The 16,180-nt window shown below is 37.0% G+C and carries 14 protein-coding genes, 2 tRNA genes, 2 rRNA genes and 2 riboswitches; of the genes, 3 read left to right on the top strand and 15 right to left on the bottom strand.

The genetic code is table 11. The features are described 5' to 3' along the window. From C564_RS0128805 to groES, 7 genes are all read right to left on the bottom strand, one after another. A 16S ribosomal RNA gene (locus tag C564_RS0128805) occupies positions 1 to 217 on the bottom strand; the annotation flags it as partial. Between the two features lie 291 nt (positions 218 to 508). Beyond that, entirely contained in the window at positions 509 to 1,996 is a 1,488-nt protein-coding gene (locus C564_RS0128800; RefSeq protein ID WP_050780597.1) for a sensor histidine kinase, read from the bottom strand. A 25-nt stretch (positions 1,997 to 2,021) separates the two neighbouring features. Then, a complete protein-coding gene (locus C564_RS0128795) occupies positions 2,022 to 2,723 on the bottom strand; it encodes a response regulator transcription factor (protein ID WP_003194565.1) in 702 nt (233 codons plus the stop codon). Between the two features lie 142 nt (positions 2,724 to 2,865). Continuing rightward, on the bottom strand, positions 2,866 to 4,191 hold the full coding sequence (locus C564_RS0128790; RefSeq protein ID WP_003194563.1) for an NCS2 family permease: 1,326 nt from the start codon (positions 4,189 to 4,191) through the stop codon (positions 2,866 to 2,868). A gap of 128 nt (positions 4,192 to 4,319) precedes the next feature. Next, positions 4,320 to 4,422, bottom strand: a riboswitch (purine riboswitch). 161 nt (positions 4,423 to 4,583) lie between these two features. Continuing rightward, positions 4,584 to 6,122 carry a glutamine-hydrolyzing GMP synthase gene (guaA, locus tag C564_RS0128785; protein ID WP_018767809.1) on the bottom strand — a complete coding sequence of 513 codons (1,539 nt, stop codon included), beginning with the start codon at positions 6,120 to 6,122 and terminating at the stop codon, positions 4,584 to 4,586. 160 nt (positions 6,123 to 6,282) lie between these two features. Next, positions 6,283 to 6,384, bottom strand: a riboswitch (purine riboswitch). Positions 6,385 to 6,551: 167 nt separating this feature from the next. Further along, positions 6,552 to 8,186, bottom strand: a complete 1,635-nt coding sequence (gene groL, locus C564_RS0128780) for a chaperonin GroEL (RefSeq protein ID WP_003194560.1) — start codon at positions 8,184 to 8,186, stop codon at positions 6,552 to 6,554. Between the two features lie 37 nt (positions 8,187 to 8,223). Beyond that, positions 8,224 to 8,508 carry a co-chaperone GroES gene (groES, locus tag C564_RS0128775; RefSeq protein WP_000917305.1) on the bottom strand — a complete coding sequence of 95 codons (285 nt, stop codon included), beginning with the start codon at positions 8,506 to 8,508 and terminating at the stop codon, positions 8,224 to 8,226. Positions 8,509 to 8,944: 436 nt separating this feature from the next. Between groES and C564_RS0128770 the strand changes: the two genes are divergently transcribed. Both C564_RS0128770 and C564_RS0128765 read left to right on the top strand, forming a co-directional pair. After that, on the top strand, positions 8,945 to 9,688 hold the full coding sequence (locus C564_RS0128770; protein ID WP_016117047.1) for a CPBP family intramembrane glutamic endopeptidase: 744 nt from the start codon (positions 8,945 to 8,947) through the stop codon (positions 9,686 to 9,688). A gap of 2 nt (positions 9,689 to 9,690) precedes the next feature. Next, positions 9,691 to 9,885, top strand: coding sequence for a YdiK family protein (locus C564_RS0128765; RefSeq protein ID WP_016117046.1), 195 nt, complete (start codon positions 9,691 to 9,693; stop codon positions 9,883 to 9,885). Between the two features lie 25 nt (positions 9,886 to 9,910). Here the strand turns inward: C564_RS0128765 and C564_RS0128760 are convergent, their stop codons facing one another. Next, positions 9,911 to 10,540 (bottom strand): redox-sensing transcriptional repressor Rex, encoded by a 630-nt coding sequence (locus C564_RS0128760; protein WP_003205609.1) that lies wholly within the window; start codon positions 10,538 to 10,540, stop codon positions 9,911 to 9,913. 183 nt (positions 10,541 to 10,723) lie between these two features. On the opposite strand from C564_RS0128760, the gene C564_RS0128755 reads away from it, so the two are divergent. Next, entirely contained in the window at positions 10,724 to 12,649 is a 1,926-nt protein-coding gene (locus C564_RS0128755) for an ABC-F family ATP-binding cassette domain-containing protein (protein ID WP_018767808.1), read from the top strand. Between the two features lie 280 nt (positions 12,650 to 12,929). Here C564_RS0128755 and tsaD read toward each other — a convergent pair whose 3' ends face one another. The 7 genes from tsaD to rrf all read right to left on the bottom strand — a co-directional run bounded on the left by tsaD (position 12,930) and on the right by rrf (position 16,020). Next, positions 12,930 to 13,946, bottom strand: coding sequence for a tRNA (adenosine(37)-N6)-threonylcarbamoyltransferase complex transferase subunit TsaD (gene tsaD / locus C564_RS0128750; RefSeq protein ID WP_003194551.1), 1,017 nt, complete (start codon positions 13,944 to 13,946; stop codon positions 12,930 to 12,932). Further along, complete coding sequence (gene rimI / locus C564_RS0128745) at positions 13,946 to 14,389, bottom strand: ribosomal protein S18-alanine N-acetyltransferase (RefSeq protein WP_018767807.1); 444 nt, start codon at positions 14,387 to 14,389, stop codon at positions 13,946 to 13,948. Before rimI ends, tsaD begins: the two co-directional genes overlap by 1 nt. An 11-nt stretch (positions 14,390 to 14,400) precedes the next feature. After that, positions 14,401 to 15,093: a tRNA (adenosine(37)-N6)-threonylcarbamoyltransferase complex dimerization subunit type 1 TsaB gene (gene tsaB / locus C564_RS0128740; RefSeq protein WP_018767806.1), complete on the bottom strand. Its 693-nt coding sequence runs from the start codon at positions 15,091 to 15,093 to the stop codon at positions 14,401 to 14,403. Next, on the bottom strand, positions 15,074 to 15,547 hold the full coding sequence (gene tsaE / locus C564_RS0128735) for a tRNA (adenosine(37)-N6)-threonylcarbamoyltransferase complex ATPase subunit type 1 TsaE (RefSeq protein WP_018767805.1): 474 nt from the start codon (positions 15,545 to 15,547) through the stop codon (positions 15,074 to 15,076). The genes tsaB and tsaE overlap by 20 nt, the downstream gene beginning before the upstream one ends. Before the next feature lie 191 nt (positions 15,548 to 15,738). Then, a tRNA-Asp gene (locus C564_RS0128730) sits at positions 15,739 to 15,814 on the bottom strand. A 2-nt stretch (positions 15,815 to 15,816) separates the two neighbouring features. Beyond that, positions 15,817 to 15,893, bottom strand: a tRNA-Met gene (locus C564_RS0128725). An 11-nt stretch (positions 15,894 to 15,904) separates the two neighbouring features. Further along, positions 15,905 to 16,020: ribosomal RNA gene (gene rrf / locus C564_RS0128720) — 5S ribosomal RNA — on the bottom strand. Positions 16,021 to 16,180: the final 160 nt, after the last annotated feature.

Raw genomic sequence — 16,180 nt, 5'->3', positions numbered from 1 at the left:
GCCGCCTTTGAATTTCGCACCATGCGGTGCAAAATGTTATCCGGTATTAGCCCCGGTTTCCCGGAGTTATCCCAGTCTTATGGGCAGGTTACCCACGTGTTACTCACCCGTCCGCCGCTAACTTCATAAGAGCAAGCTCTTAATCCATTCGCTCGACTTGCATGTATTAGGCACGCCGCCAGCGTTCATCCTGAGCCAGGATCAAACTCTCCAATAAAGTTAGTTTGTCTAGCATCTAAAATAAAAATTGACGTTTCACGTTGTTTGTTTCGTTCAGTTTTCAAAGAACTTGTTTGCCGCTCATTCGCGACTCCCTTATGCTAACACTTTCATGTTTCAATGCCAACTAAGTTTTTTCATTTCATTTGTCGCGTTTTGTGTTGTTGCTATCGGCGACTCATATAATATTACACTTCATTTATATAAACGTCAATATGTTTTTCTAAAAAATATAAAGAAGGCTTATTCCTTATAAACAAGCCTTCCTCTTCCATAACTCTCTCTTTATTTACTTTTCTTCTATAATTGGTAGTGAAACGATAAACTGAATAATTCCATCCTCATATTCTGCTCGAATTTCTCCCCCTTGTAATTCAACAATACTTTTAGCAATTGCTAATCCGAGTCCCGATCCTTCCGTTACTCTACTTCTAGATTGATCTTTCTTATAGAAGCGTTCAAACAAGTTCCCTAACTCTTCCTTTGTAAACTCTTCACTATGGTTCGCAACCGTAATTTGTATATTCCGGCGTTGTCTTTGAAGGGAAACCTTAATCTCTCCATCATCTTTACTATATTTAATAGCATTCATTAATAGATTCTCAAATACACGGACCATCTTCTCTGAATCAATCGCAGCATACACACGTTCTTTAGGAAACTGCTTCACGAGTATAAGTCCTTCTTCTTCAGCCTGTGGTACTAGCTCTTCTATTAATTGCTCCAGAAGTTCGGTTATACACACTTCTTGCTTTTCTAATACCATCTTTTCATTTGTTAACTTTGTATACTCAAATAAATCTTCTATTAAATTCTTTAACTGCTCAGATTTCGAGAAAGCAATTCTCACATATTCATTGTGCTGTTCTTTACTTTCATATTTTGAATCCTGTAATAAACGCAAATAACCCATAATAGATGTAAGTGGCGTTCGCAAGTCATGAGATACATTTGTAATCAATTCATTCTTTTGCTTCTCTATTCTTCTTTCTTTTTCTATGTTGGAAAATAATTCTTTTGCCATCTGATTCATATTCACAGCTAGCAAACTTAATTCATCTTGCCCCTTCTGCGGAATTCTATATTGCAGGTTACCTTTTGCGATTTCTTTTACACCTTCCGCCATCGCCTCAACTTGCCTCATCTTTCTTTTAGTTATATAAAAGAAAGAAAATAAAAAAATAACAAAGCCAATCAAAAATGGAAACGGCCCATCATTCTGCACTACTCTAATATTCCCTTGCGGTATACCGCTTGCGATCATATACATATTTTTCTCTTGAATTGTTAAAGGATAAAAAGTCGTAAATTCTTTACGCTCTCTTTCGATTTCATTATCTATTACATTTTTTTGATATTCATATTGAGAGCGATTTATTTTGAAACTCATTATATTACGAATAGTACTATGAAGATTAACTTGTTCTTCCTGAGCATCTTTTGTCTTATATATAACTTTTCCATTCTCATCTACAATTAACACTTTTAATTCACCTTGATACTCCGGACGTTCAAAAACTTCTTGGACGTTAACATCAGCACCTTCTCTTGTAATAACCTCGGCAAGTCTTTCAGCAGTTGCATCAATTCCTCGCATACCAGATGAATAATCAATTACAGAGTATGTATTTATTCCTTGAAAAAACGGAGATGATGTCCACACTCCTATTACACCCAACAAAATACAGAAAGCAAACGTAGTTATCAGTTGTACACGTAAACTCTTTTGTACTCCCCTTATTACTTTATATATTATTTTTTTAAAAGTTCGATTCATCCAACCAATTGGCCTAAATATGTTTTTAATTATCTTTCTCAATCTTATATCCCACTCCCCATACTGTTTTTATATATATTGGCTTTCTCGGATTCTCTTCAGTCTTCTCACGTATTTTTCGAATATGCACCATGACGGTATTATCAGATTGGAAAGATCGTTCATTCCAAACCTTTTCATAAATTTGTTCTGCACTAAAGACCATCTCTGGATTACGAGCTAGTAACTCCAAAATCGAAAATTCCCTCGGAGTTAGTTTCACTTCTTCATTTTCTACAACAACTTTGTGGGTTGAAACGTTTATTTTCATATTCCCGATTTCAATTTCATTCTCATTTTGGACAATAAATCCATTCATTTTCATATATCGACGAAGCTGCGATTTTATTCTCGCTATCAATTCTAACGGATTGAAAGGTTTCGTTACATAATCGTCCGCTCCTGTTGTTAGCCCTAAAATTTTATCCATATCTTGCGTTTTCGCAGACAACATAATAATTGGCATCTCTTTCGCTTCTCTTATTTTCATACACATATGAATACCATCAATTTTCGGCATCATAATATCCAATACAACTAAATGCACTTCATTTTTCTCTAATATATATAAACCCTCTGCTCCATCCTCTGCCTGTAGCACCTTATATCCTTCATTCTTTAAATAAATCGTAATTAAATCCCGAATTTCTTTTTCATCATCTACAACCAGTATTGTTTCGTGTCCCACAATATCTCCCCCATAGCTTTTTCATTCCCTAACTTCTATTATAAGAAAACTTCTGAAGAAAAACGGAACGAAATCCTTAAGATTTTCTGAAGACGCAAAAAAGGTCTAGACTCCCCTTAGTCTAGACCTTTCAAAAACCCCTTTATTTACGAACGTAGATAAAATATAGTACGAATAAAACTCCCATTACATACATAATTGGATGAATTTCTTTACGACGACCACTTACAACCATTGTAATTGGATAGAAGATAAATCCAATTGCTATTCCTGTTGCAATACTATACGTAAGTGGCATAGAAATAATCGTAAAGAATGCTGGTACTGCAATCTCGAATTTCTTCCAATCAATTTCTCCTAGAGACGAAACCATCAAAATCCCTACAATAATTAAAGCCGGTGCCGTTACAGACGCTGTCACAACACTTAATAATGGTGAAAAGAAAAGTGCTAACAAGAAAAATCCGGCTGTTACAACTGCTGTAAATCCTGAACGCCCTCCTGCTGCTACCCCTGCAGACGATTCAATGTAAGACGTTGTCGTAGATGTCCCAAGAATCGCACCAATTACAGTTGCAATTGCATCTGCAAATAATGCTTTTCCCGCACGTGGTAATTTATTGTTCTTCATTAACCCAGCTTGATTCGCAACTGCTACAAGTGTACCCGCTGTATCAAAGAAATCAATGAAGAAGAACGTTATAATAACAATTCCCATTTGAACAGTGAAGATATCTCCGAAGTGCTGGAACGCCACACCGAACGTAGGTTCTAAACTAGGAATTGCACCAACGACAGCTTTTGGTGTATCAATTAATCCTGTTGCTACTCCAAGGATCGCTGTAAGAATCATTCCGTAGAAAACAGCACCGTTTATTTTTTTAATCATTAGAATGATTGTAATCACTACACCGAAAATCGCAAGTAATGTTGTGCCCTTTGTTAAATCCCCCAATCCAACAAGAACCGCATCATTCTTCACAATAATTCCTGCATTTTGAAAACCAAGAAAGGCGATAAACAAACCAATTCCTGCTGCTACTGCAAACTTCAACTCTAATGGAATGGCATTAATAATTTTTTCGCGAATACCAGAAGCAGTAAGAATAATAAAGATAATACCTGACATTAAAGTTCCGGCAATCGCTGTTTGCCACGGAATCCCCATCGTTAACACCGCTGTATAAGCAAAGAATGCATTGATTCCCATTCCTGGCGCTAAGGCAATTGGATATTTTGCGAAAATCCCCATAATCAGTGACCCAATTGCAGCCGCTAATGCAGTGGCAACAAAGACCGCTCCCGGATCCATTCCGGTTCCTGCTGGTAACCCTTTAATGTTTCCCAGTGACAGTGTAGCAGGATTGACAAATAGTACATAAGCCATAGATAAAAATGTCGTTAACCCTGCAATGAACTCTGTTTTATAATTTGTACCGAGCTCATCGAACTGAAAATAACGTTTCATTCTACGTTTCCCCCGTTATATGATTACTCGTCGTAACCCTCCCTAGCCCTCTTTTATCTATAAAAATAAAAAAGGCTTCCATTGCATATACATGGAAGCGTTCTGTAAATAAAGGAAGATTTCCCCTTACCTTTATAAAAACGCCTCGTAGTCAAGCCATTTACGGTAGCTAGGTAGAAACTTTCGGGCCATATCCCCGATATTATACGACGGCTGTAATATTCATTTTTTCGTATCAATTACATACTCATATTAACTCACATATAGGTGTATGTCAATTTAAAAACGAACATTTTTATATAATTTTTATTTTTCGTTCGTATAAACAACAAAAAAGACCCATCTATGCATAAAATCATAGATGGGTCTTCTTTTAAACGAATAAACCTATTCTATTCCCACTCAATTGTTGCTGGTGGCTTACTCGTTACATCATACACGATACGGTTAACGTGTTTTACTTCGTTTACGATACGTACAGAGATTTTCTCTAATACATCCCAAGGGATACGTGCCCAATCTGCTGTCATACCATCGATTGATGTTACTGCACGGATACCTACTGTGTAATCGTAAGTACGCTCGTCACCCATAACACCTACGCTACGCATGCCAGGAAGTGCAGTGAAGTATTGCCAAATTTCACGATCCAAGCCAGCTTTTTGGATTTCCTCACGTAAAATCGCATCGGATTCACGAACGATTTCTAATTTTTCTTCTGTGATTTCGCCTAATACACGGATACCAAGTCCTGGACCCGGGAACGGTTGACGCCATACGATTTCATCAGGAATTCCTAGTTCTGATCCTAATACACGTACTTCATCCTTAAATAGAGTGTTTAAAGGCTCAATTAATTTGAACTGCATATCTTCTGGAAGTCCACCAACGTTATGGTGAGATTTAATTGTTTGTGCAGTTGCTGTACCACTTTCAACAATATCTGTGTACAGTGTACCTTGTGCTAAGAAGTCCATTCCTTCTAATCTAGAAGCTTCATCATCAAATACGTAAATAAATTCATTACCAATGATTTTGCGTTTTTGTTCTGGATCTTCTACACCTTTTAACTTGTTCATGAAGCGTTCTTTTGCATCCACTTTAATAACGTTCATGTGGAAGCCTTCGCTAAATGTTTTCATAACACCTTCCGCTTCACCTTTACGAAGTAAACCATGGTCAACGAAAATACATGTTAATTGGTCACCGATTGCTTTATGGATTAATACTGCTACAACAGAAGAGTCTACACCACCACTAAGTGCGCATAGTACTTTTTTATCGCCAACAGTTTCACGGATTTTTTCTAATTCTACTTCAATAAAGTTCTCCATGTTCCACCCTTCAGAACAGCCACATACGCCGAATACGAAGTTTTTGATTAAATCATTACCGTGCTCAGAATGACGTACTTCTGGATGGAATTGTACACCGTATAAGTTTTTTGCTTCATTGCTCATACCAGCAATTGGACAAGACTCACTTGTTGCATCTACTACGAATCCTTCTGGTAAACCAGTTACTAAGTCACCATGACTCATCCATACAATTTGCTCTTCTGGAAGGTTCGCATATAATTTTGATCCGTTCTCTACTTTAAGAACTGCTTTTCCGTACTCACGATGGTTTGCACGTTCTACTTTTCCACCAAAGTGTTTTGTCATAAGCTGCATACCGTAACAAATACCAAAAATAGGTAATCCTAATTCAAAGATTTTTTCATCACAGTGGAATGCATTTTCACCATATACACTATTCGGTCCACCAGAGAAAATAATCCCTTTTGGATTCATTGCTTTAATTTCTTCTGCAGTAATTGTATGTGGATGAAGTTCACTGTATACACCGAACTCACGAATTCGACGTGCAATTAACTGATTGTACTGACTCCCAAAATCTAAAACGATAATTGTATCGTGCTGTTTCTTCAAAATAATCACCCCAACGTTAGTTCTGTATATAAATATTTTCACCAATTTGGCAAAAAGCATTACCAATATAATAAAAAAAGCCAGTCCTCCGCCCTCAGTCTCATAACAAAGAAAAGGCAGAGGTCTGGCTTTATAAAGATAGTATCCCGCTCTTTATAAATATAAGACACACTGCCTTCATAGTCAGGTTGTTTACGGTAACCCGGTAGAGACTCTCAAACCATATCATTGAGGATATATGAAGGATTGTTTTATATTATCTTCCTAGATTCTAACAATGAAGTATCAATACGGTCAAGAGAGAAAGCGACAAAATTCTACAGAAATTATTTTCTTTATCCCAAGAAACCTTTATTCCTATATTTTTTTGTCCCATAACAAAAAACATTCACCCCTATATAGAGATGAATGTTTCTTTGGCGAATGAAATTACATCATTCCGCCCATACCGCCCATGCCCATGCCGCCCATGTCAGGCATTGCTGGTGCATTTGGTTCTGGCTTGTCAGCAACTACAGCTTCAGTTGTTAAGAACATAGCTGCAACAGATGCCGCGTTTTGAAGTGCAGAACGAGTTACTTTTGCTGGGTCTACGATACCAGACTCAAGCATGTTTACCCATTCGCCAGTTGCTGCGTTGAAACCAACGCCTACTTTTTCGCCTTTTAAGCGTTCTACAACAACGGATCCTTCTAGACCAGCGTTGATTGCGATTTGACGAACTGGCTCTTCTAATGCACGAAGTACAATGTTGATACCTGTTGCTTCGTCACCTTCAGCTGAAATAGAAGCTACTTTAGTGTATACGTTCATAAGTGAAGTACCACCACCTGCAACAATACCTTCTTCTACTGCTGCACGAGTTGAGTTAAGTGCATCTTCAATGCGAAGTTTGCGCTCTTTTAACTCAGTTTCAGTTGCTGCACCTACTTTAATTACTGCTACGCCTCCTGCAAGTTTAGCAAGACGCTCTTGTAATTTTTCACGATCGAATTCAGAAGTTGTTTCTTCTAATTGTGCACGGATTTGACCGATGCGAGCTTCGATTTGTTCTGTGTTACCTACACCTTCAACTACAGTTGTGTTTTCTTTCGTTACAACAACTTTGCCAGCGCGTCCTAAAGATGCAACTGTAGCTGATTTTAAGTCGCGTCCTAATTCTTCAGTGATCACTTCACCGCCAGTTAAGATCGCGATATCTTCTAGCATTGCTTTACGACGGTCACCAAATCCAGGAGCTTTAACAGCTACTACATTGAATGTACCACGAAGTTTGTTCACTACTAATGTAGCTAATGCTTCACCTTCTACATCTTCTGCAATGATAAGAAGTGGTTTACCTTGTTGTACCACTTGCTCTAACACTGGTAAGATTTCTTGAATGTTAGAAATCTTTTTGTCAGTGATTAAGATATATGGGTTATCAAGTACTGCTTCCATTTTGTCAGAATCAGTAATCATGTAAGGAGATGCATATCCACGATCAAATTGCATACCTTCTACTACATCTAATTCTGTTGTGAATCCTTTAGATTCTTCTAAAGTAATAACGCCGTCGTTACCAACGCGCTCCATTGCTTCTGCAATTAATTGACCTACTTCTTCGTCAGCTGATGAAATAGCAGCTACTTGTGCGATAGAAGATTTACCTTCGATTGGTTTAGAAATTGTTTTTAATTCTTCAATTGCTGTAACAACCGCTTTTTCGATACCTTTACGAAGACCCATTGGGTTCGCGCCAGCTGTTACGTTTTTTAAACCTTCACGAATCATAGCTTGTGCTAATACAGTTGCAGTTGTTGTTCCGTCACCAGCTACGTCATTTGTTTTGCTAGCAACTTCTGCTACTAATTTTGCACCCATGTTTTCGAAAGCATCTTCTAATTCGATTTCTTTCGCAATTGTTACACCATCATTTGTAATAAGTGGTGAACCGAATTTTTTCTCAAGTACAACGTTACGACCTTTTGGTCCAAGCGTTACTTTTACTGCGTTTGCAAGAGTGTCGACACCGCGAAGCATCGAACGACGTGCTTCTTCACTAAATTTAATATCTTTTGCCATAATAATTGACCCCCTTGGATTTTTAAAATGTATATAATTAACCGATAATTGCTAAAATGTCACTTTCACGTAAAATCAAGTAGTCTGTACCTTCATATTTCACTTCAGTACCTGCATATTTTGAGAAGATGATAAGATCACCTGCTGCTACCTCTAAAGCAACACGCTCACCATTTTCAAGCACTCGACCAGTACCTACTGCAATAACTTTACCCTCTTGTGGTTTTTCTTTTGCAGTGTCTGGTAATACAATACCACTTGCTGTTTTTTCTTCTGCTTGAACAAGCTCAATTACAACGCGATCACCTAATGGCTTTAGCATGAACAATAACCTCCTCATTTTTCTATGTAAATTTTCTTCATTAGCACTCAACGACCTCGAGTGCTAACACACTTATAATAATAAATAATCTAATTTTCTTTTGCAAGTAAAAAAATCATAATTTTTTCGCAAATTGCTATATAAACTTTTTTTATATAACTTCCTAAGAAAAATCATTCTGTTATCGCTGCAACCATTCTCGCGAAAGCCTTATATATATGAATCGGCGTTTTCACTTATCGTATGTTACAATATGGAAGATGCCATAAGTTGTTTTCTCTATAGGTACAGCTTTTTCCTGTCTCCTATTTCATTTTCAAAGAAAGATTTACAAAAAAATAATAATATGAATGGTTATTACGTATCCCCGGCTGGATGTTTACATGTTATCCCGCCTTATCTCATAAACTAGAGTTAGAAAGGATGGTTAACCAATTTGAAAAAACAATATTGGTGGATTATAGTTACATACATTCTTATGCAATTATCAGGTATTGTTGGATTACCGCTTCTTTTGAAAACCGGACTATATGATAATAGGGGGTTCACCAGAGAAGAAAAAATGCAGCTACTGACTGGTCACTGGGCAATTATTAGCTTTTTCATTGCATTATGTATTGTACTTTTACTACTTCGAACAGATATTCGCGAAAGTCGTTTCGATACAAAACGCGCCAGTATTCCTGCCACAATCGGTTGGATCTTTATCGGTTTCTTTTTAGCTTTCTTTTCTCAAACAATTGCAGGCACAATCGAAATGCGTTTATTGGGCATTAAACCTGGATCTGAGAACACAGCTCGCTTGATGGAAATAGCACGGACCACCCCATGGTTCCTTATTGTTATATCAATAATAGGGCCTATTTTAGAGGAAATTGTCTTTAGAAAAATTTTATTTGGTACATTATATAAGAAATTCAACTTCTTTATCGCTGCTATTATTAGCTCACTTGTATTTGCAGCAATTCACTTTGATTTTACACACTTATTGGTATACACTTCCATGGGGCTTGTATTCGCCTTTTTATATGTAAAAACAAAGCGAATTATCGTTCCTATTATGGCACATGTTGCGATGAATACATTAGTTGCAATAGCCCAAGTACTAGTAAGTAACGAACAAATACAAGAAATGATTAAAGAAGCAGAAAAAATGCAAGGATTTATCGGAGGATTTTAAATATGAGGAACTCACCATTGTTCATGGCAGCACTGTATTTCCTTCTTGGTTGTGTATTTACACGTTTCGCAATTACGAACGTTACAGATACAATTTGGAACTTTGGGACACTGCTGTTTGCTGCTATGGCAACAATTGATTTTAATTTGGCACTTCGACTTATCTTAGTCAAATTTACAAAGAAAAAGCAACAATAAAACGCAGAGGGATTTCCTCTGCGTTTTATTGTGGATAATTTTTCAAAAAATAAACGAGTGTTTGTAATTCTACAGCTAAATCAATATGGTGAATTCTTATATTTTCTGAAACATTTAATCGTGCTGGTGTAAAATTTAAAATTCCGTGTATATTTGTTTCGGCCAATCGATCTGCTACAGCCTGTGCAACAGTAGCAGGTACTGTTAATATTGCCACTTGTATATCATTTGTTAAACGCTCTTCTAATTCATCTAAATGATATACAGGAATTCCTCCGATTTCTTTTCCAACTTTCTCTTCATTGACATCAAATGCCATTTCAATCTTTGTATTATTATTTTTGGTGAAATTGTAATGTAAGAAAGCGGTCCCTAAATTACCCACTCCAATAAGTGCTACACGTGTTATATCATCTTGATCAAGCGTTTCTCGGAAGAATGATAGTAAATAATTCACATTATATCCATATCCCTTTTTCCCTAACGCTCCAAAATATGAAAAATCTCTCCGAATTGTTGCTGAATCTACCTTTACAGCTTCACTCAATTCAGCCGATGAAACACGCTGCTTACCAGAAAGAGATAAGTTTTGGATAAATCGATAGTATAGAGGCAATCGTTTGGCAGTGGCCTGTGGAATCTTTTGCTGATCCATATAACCTCTCCTCTCTTCCTATCTTTGTTCACAGATTTAAAACAAATACAGAAGTTTAGCACTTATGACTTTCCTTGTATAATAGAGAGAAGACTTCTCTCTTATTTTAAACTATACACTATTTTTAGTATGATTGAGAAATATAAACATGGCAAAGTTAAGAAATTATTTGAGGTGAAAACATTGATTTTATTACAAGTGAATGGGCTTTCAAAATTATACGGTGCTGAAACAATTCTTGCAAACATTAAATTGGAAGTTCAAACAAAAGATCGCATTGCACTAGTTGGTCGAAATGGTGCTGGAAAATCTACATTATTAAAAATAATTGCCGGTGAATTATCTCACGATGGTGGAGAAATTATAAAACCAAAAGATGTTTCAATTGGATACTTGGCCCAAAATACTGGTTTAGAAACTTCTTTAACAATTTGGGATGAAATGCTTACTGTCTTTACTCATCTGCAGCAAATGGAAAAGAAGCTTCGAAGGTTAGAGCTAGACATGGGTAAGGAAGAGAACTTTTCAAATGCTGCTACGTACGAAAAATTACTCGCTGATTATGATCAATTACAGTTAGACTACAAAGATCAAGGTGGTTATCAATATGAAGCTGATATCCGCTCCATTTTAAGTGGACTTGGTTTTCCGGTTGAAACACACCAAACAACGATTTCTACGTTAAGTGGTGGACAGAAAACAAGACTTGCTCTTGGGAAACTACTGCTAACAAAACCAGACTTACTCATCTTGGACGAACCAACAAACCATTTAGATATCGATACATTAACATGGCTTGAACAATATTTACAAGGCTATCCTGGAGCTATTTTAATCGTTTCCCACGATCGCTACTTTTTAGACAAGCTTGTTACACAAGTATATGAAATTTCTAATAAAGAAAGCAGACGATATGTTGGTAACTACAGTAAATATTTAGATTTAAAAGCTGCACTACATGAGCAGGAAATGAAGCGTTATGAGAAACAACAAGAGGAAATTGCTAAACTAGAAGACTTTGTCCAAAAGAACATTGCCCGTGCATCTACAACAAAACGTGCACAAAGTCGTCGGAAGCAGTTAGACAGAATGGAATTACTAACTAGACCATTAGGTGATTCTAAATCAGCATCCTTCCACTTTGATATCGAAAAACAAAGCGGAAACGATGTATTACAAATAAAGGATGTTTCAATTGGATATGACAAAGAACCGATTATTGAACATGTAAATATGCGCTTAACCCGCGGTGATAGTGTCGCACTAGTTGGTCCAAATGGTATTGGGAAATCTACATTATTAAAATCAATTGTGAATAAATTAAAGACGTTAAGCGGTGAAGTTTCTTTCGGTTCAAATGTATCTATTGGATATTATGATCAAGAACAGGCAAACTTAACATCATCTAAGCGTGTTTTAAACGAACTATGGGATGATTATCCGCTAGAGTCAGAAAAAGAAATTCGCACGATACTCGGTAACTTTTTATTCACAGGGGACGATGTATTAAAGCCAGTATCTTCCTTAAGTGGTGGTCAAAAAGCACGATTAGCTCTAGCAAAATTGATGATGCAAAAATCTAATTTACTGATTCTCGATGAGCCAACAAACCATCTCGATTTAAATAGTAAAGAGATTTTAGAAAATGCCTTAATTGATTATCCTGGGACTCTTTTATTCGTTTCCCATGATCGCTATTTCATTAACCGTGTCACAACTACAGTTGTTGAGTTGTCAACAGGTGGTGCACAAGAATATTTAGGTGACTATGACTACTATATTGAAAAGAAAAATGAAATGATTGAACGTGCGGAATTTGAACAACAAGAAGAGGATGCACCAGTCCAAAAAACTATCGCTCAAGAAAAATTAAATTACCTTGAAGAAAAAGAACGTAAGAAGTCAGAACGCCAACGCATCCGAAAGATTGAAGAAATTGAACAAAACATTGCAAATTTAGAAGAAGAAATTGAACAATTAGAAGAGGAGCTTTGTCTGCCTGAAGTATATGCTGACTACGAACGAGCTAGTGAGATTACAACAGCAAAGCAAACAAAACAAGAAAAATTAGAGCAGTTTATGGCGGAATGGGAAGAGTTACACGTATAACCCTTATATATTTATATGATAAAAACAAGGTAGTTGAAAGCCATTCAACTACCTTGTTTATTTTTCAATACAAAAAATTATGGTCGAAGGTCTGACCTCAATAGTGTTATCCACAATCTTATGCACATATCCACCTTTATCATATAAACACAAAAATAACTTTTCCACATTATCCACAAATCATAAAAAAATTATGCACATTTAATATTCACAATAAAACCCATATTATCAACAGATAATATGGGTTTTATCCACAAGTTGTGGTTAATTATGTGTATAACTATGCTTCAATATCTAATCCTGGATTTGCATTTAAAGCCAATGTTGCACGTTTTCCTTGCTCATATGCAATAGTTCCTGCTGCTGCAATCATTGCTGCATTATCTGTGCATAAAGATAACGGTGGAATAATGAGCTCGATTTCTTCTTTTTTTGCAAACTCTTCCTCTAAACGTGCACGAAGTCCTTTATTCGCTGCAACGCCACCAGCGAGAAGCACTTGTTTTACATCATACGCTTCTGCAGCACGTGCTGCTTTTGTTACTAGTACATCTATTACACTCGCTTGGAAGCTAGCTGCTAAATCTTCTGGTGCGATTTCTTCTCCACGTTGTTTTGCGTTATGCACAGTGTTGATAACTGCTGATTTCAGTCCACTAAAGCTAAAATCATACGAATCTGGTTCTAACCATGCACGTGGTAAATCAATCGTTGGTTGTCCTTCATGAGCAAGACGGTCAATATGAGGACCACCTGGATATGGCATAGATAATGTACGTGCAACTTTATCATATGCTTCTCCTGCCGCATCATCTCTCGTTTCGCCAATTACTTCAAACGAACCATGCTCTTTCATATAAACAAGCTCTGTATGCCCGCCAGACACAACAAGTGACAACAAAGGGAATTGTAGTTCTTTTACTAAGCGATTCGCGTAAATATGCCCAGCAATATGATGAACACCAACAAGAGGAATATTATGAGCAAAGGCAACTGCTTTAGCTGCATTTACACCAATTAAAAGTGCCCCTACTAAACCTGGCCCTTCCGTCACAGCAATTGCATCAATATCTTCAAATGTAATGTTCGCTTCCTTTAATGCTTCTTCTAATACAACTGTAATTTGTTCTACATGATGACGAGATGCAATTTCCGGCACAACTCCGCCAAAACGCTTATGGCTCTCAATCTGTGAAGCAACAATATTTGCCACTATTTCTGTTCCATTTTTAACAACCGCTACAGCCGTTTCATCACAGCTCGTTTCAATACCAAGTATAATCGTATTTTTTTCCATTATATATTCACCCACATTACAAGACCATCTTCATAATTGTCTGTATAGTATCGTTTACGAATCCCACCATTTTGGAATCCATACTTTCGGTATAACTGTTTCGCTACTTCATTTGACACTCGTACTTCAAGTGTCATCGTTTTTGCTCCCATTTCTTTTACCTGATCCATTACTTCTTTCAGCAAAGCATCTCCAAGTTTTTGACCGCGATATTCTGGCAAAATGGCTATGTTCGTAATATGTGATTCATCAATAATAATCCACAATCCACAGTATCCAATTACCACACCATCTTTTTCGATTACGACATAATGTGCATATTCATTCATCGTCAATTCACGATAAAATGCATCAGCAGTCCAAGGAGTTGGGAATGACGCTTCTTCAATTACTACAATTTGAGCAATATCATCAGTCGTCATCTTTCTAAATGTAATATCCATTTTGATAACCCCTATTTTTTTTGACTTTCTAGCCATTTTGCTTCTGCTTCTGCTAAACGGAGGTAGCTCGGAACAAATGTATGCACACTTTGCTCCTCTTTTTGTAATCCTAAAAATGCTAGCTCACTTGGTCTTGGGTTGTTCTTTGTAAAAGAAGCAAACACAGCTCGATCTCCTAAATATTCTACAATCGTTTCTTTATGTTGTTCTACATCATTGCCGATAAATAAAACAGGTTGCCCCTTATCTTTTAACATCTGTAACCAATCAATAATAAGAATAATTCGATCCTCTTCTACAGAAGATAACTGCTCTTCTTTATATGTATACAAGCCCGTATAAATTTGTCCGCGACGTCCATCAAACAATGGACAAATAGCCCCTTGGAAATTCGCTCCATTCGCAGCCACTACTTCTAAGCTAGACACACCGACAATCGGTATTTGCAACGACCAAGCTAATGTTTTTGCAACAGTCACACCAATTCGAACTCCTGTATAAGATCCAGGACCAGCCGCTACGATGATTTTATCTAGCTCTTTCGGCTTTATATTACATTCCTTCAGAAGTTGTTCTACAGCCGGCATAAGGCGTACAGAATGATTTTTGGTTAAATTCGTAATGATTTCTCCGACAACAGTATTTCCATCAATAAGAGAAATCCCCATTACATAATTTGAAGTATCAATTGCTAGTACTTTCATCTTGTAATAGCTCCTCACATAATCTAATATAGCGTTCACCACTTGGCTCTAACACAATTTTTCTTGTATCATCACCTGTATGGAACAAGCTTATTTTTAATTTCTCATTTGGCAGAAAAGATTCAATTAAATGAGCCCATTCTACTACTGTTATACCTTCACCATAAAAATACTCATCAAACCCTAAATCTTCTTCACTTTCCGCTAAACGATACACGTCCATATGATATAGCGGTAATCTCCCTTTGTACTCTTTAATAATATTGAATGTCGGACTATTTACAACTCGTTTCACACCAAGGCCTTTTGCAAGACCTTTCGTAAACGTTGTCTTGCCAGCACCAAGATCGCCTTCTAAAACAAGTACATCTTGTTCTCTAACAAGTTGTCCTAGCCTTTCTGATAAGTTCTGTGTCTCTTTAGAAGAAGTTGTCGTTATTTCATATTTATTCAAAGGTTTCACCTACCTTACTCACAATATTCTCTGCTCTTTATTATACAGATTTTTTCACTTTGTTTCATTTTGAACATATAAAAAAGACCTTAGGAGTTGTCCTAAGGGTAAGATTGACTGTCTTTATAAGTTTTCTTAAAAATAAATAAAAAAATACGAAACAAGTTGTTTCGTTCTTTTCTTTGTATAAATGGCGGTCCCGACCGGGGTCGAACCGGCGATCTCCTGCGTGACAGGCAGGCATGTTAACCACTACACCACGGGACCATTGGTTGCGGGGACAGGATTTGAACCTGCGACCTTCGGGTTATGAGCCCGACGAGCTACCGGACTGCTCCACCCCGCGACGATATAAAAGCCTGGCAACGTCCTACTCTCACAGGGACAAGGTCCCAACTACCATCGGCGCTAGAGAGCTTAACTTCCGTGTTCGGTATGGGAACGGGTGTGACCTCTCTGCCATCATTACCAGACATTATTCATTTGAGACAATGATTATTATAACTTATTCACTTGAAAAGTCAACAAGTTTTTTTATATTCTCTCAAAACTAGATAACATTTGCTTCATATTATATGGTTAAGTCCTCGATCTATTAGTATTCGTCAGCTCCACATGTCACCATGCTTCCAC

The sequence above is a fragment of the Bacillus sp. 105MF genome (genome assembly GCF_000374885.1).
GTDB classification, from domain to species: Bacteria; Bacillota; Bacilli; order Bacillales; family Bacillaceae_G; genus Bacillus_A; species Bacillus_A pseudomycoides.
This window is presented reverse-complemented; position numbering and strand designations above follow the sequence as displayed.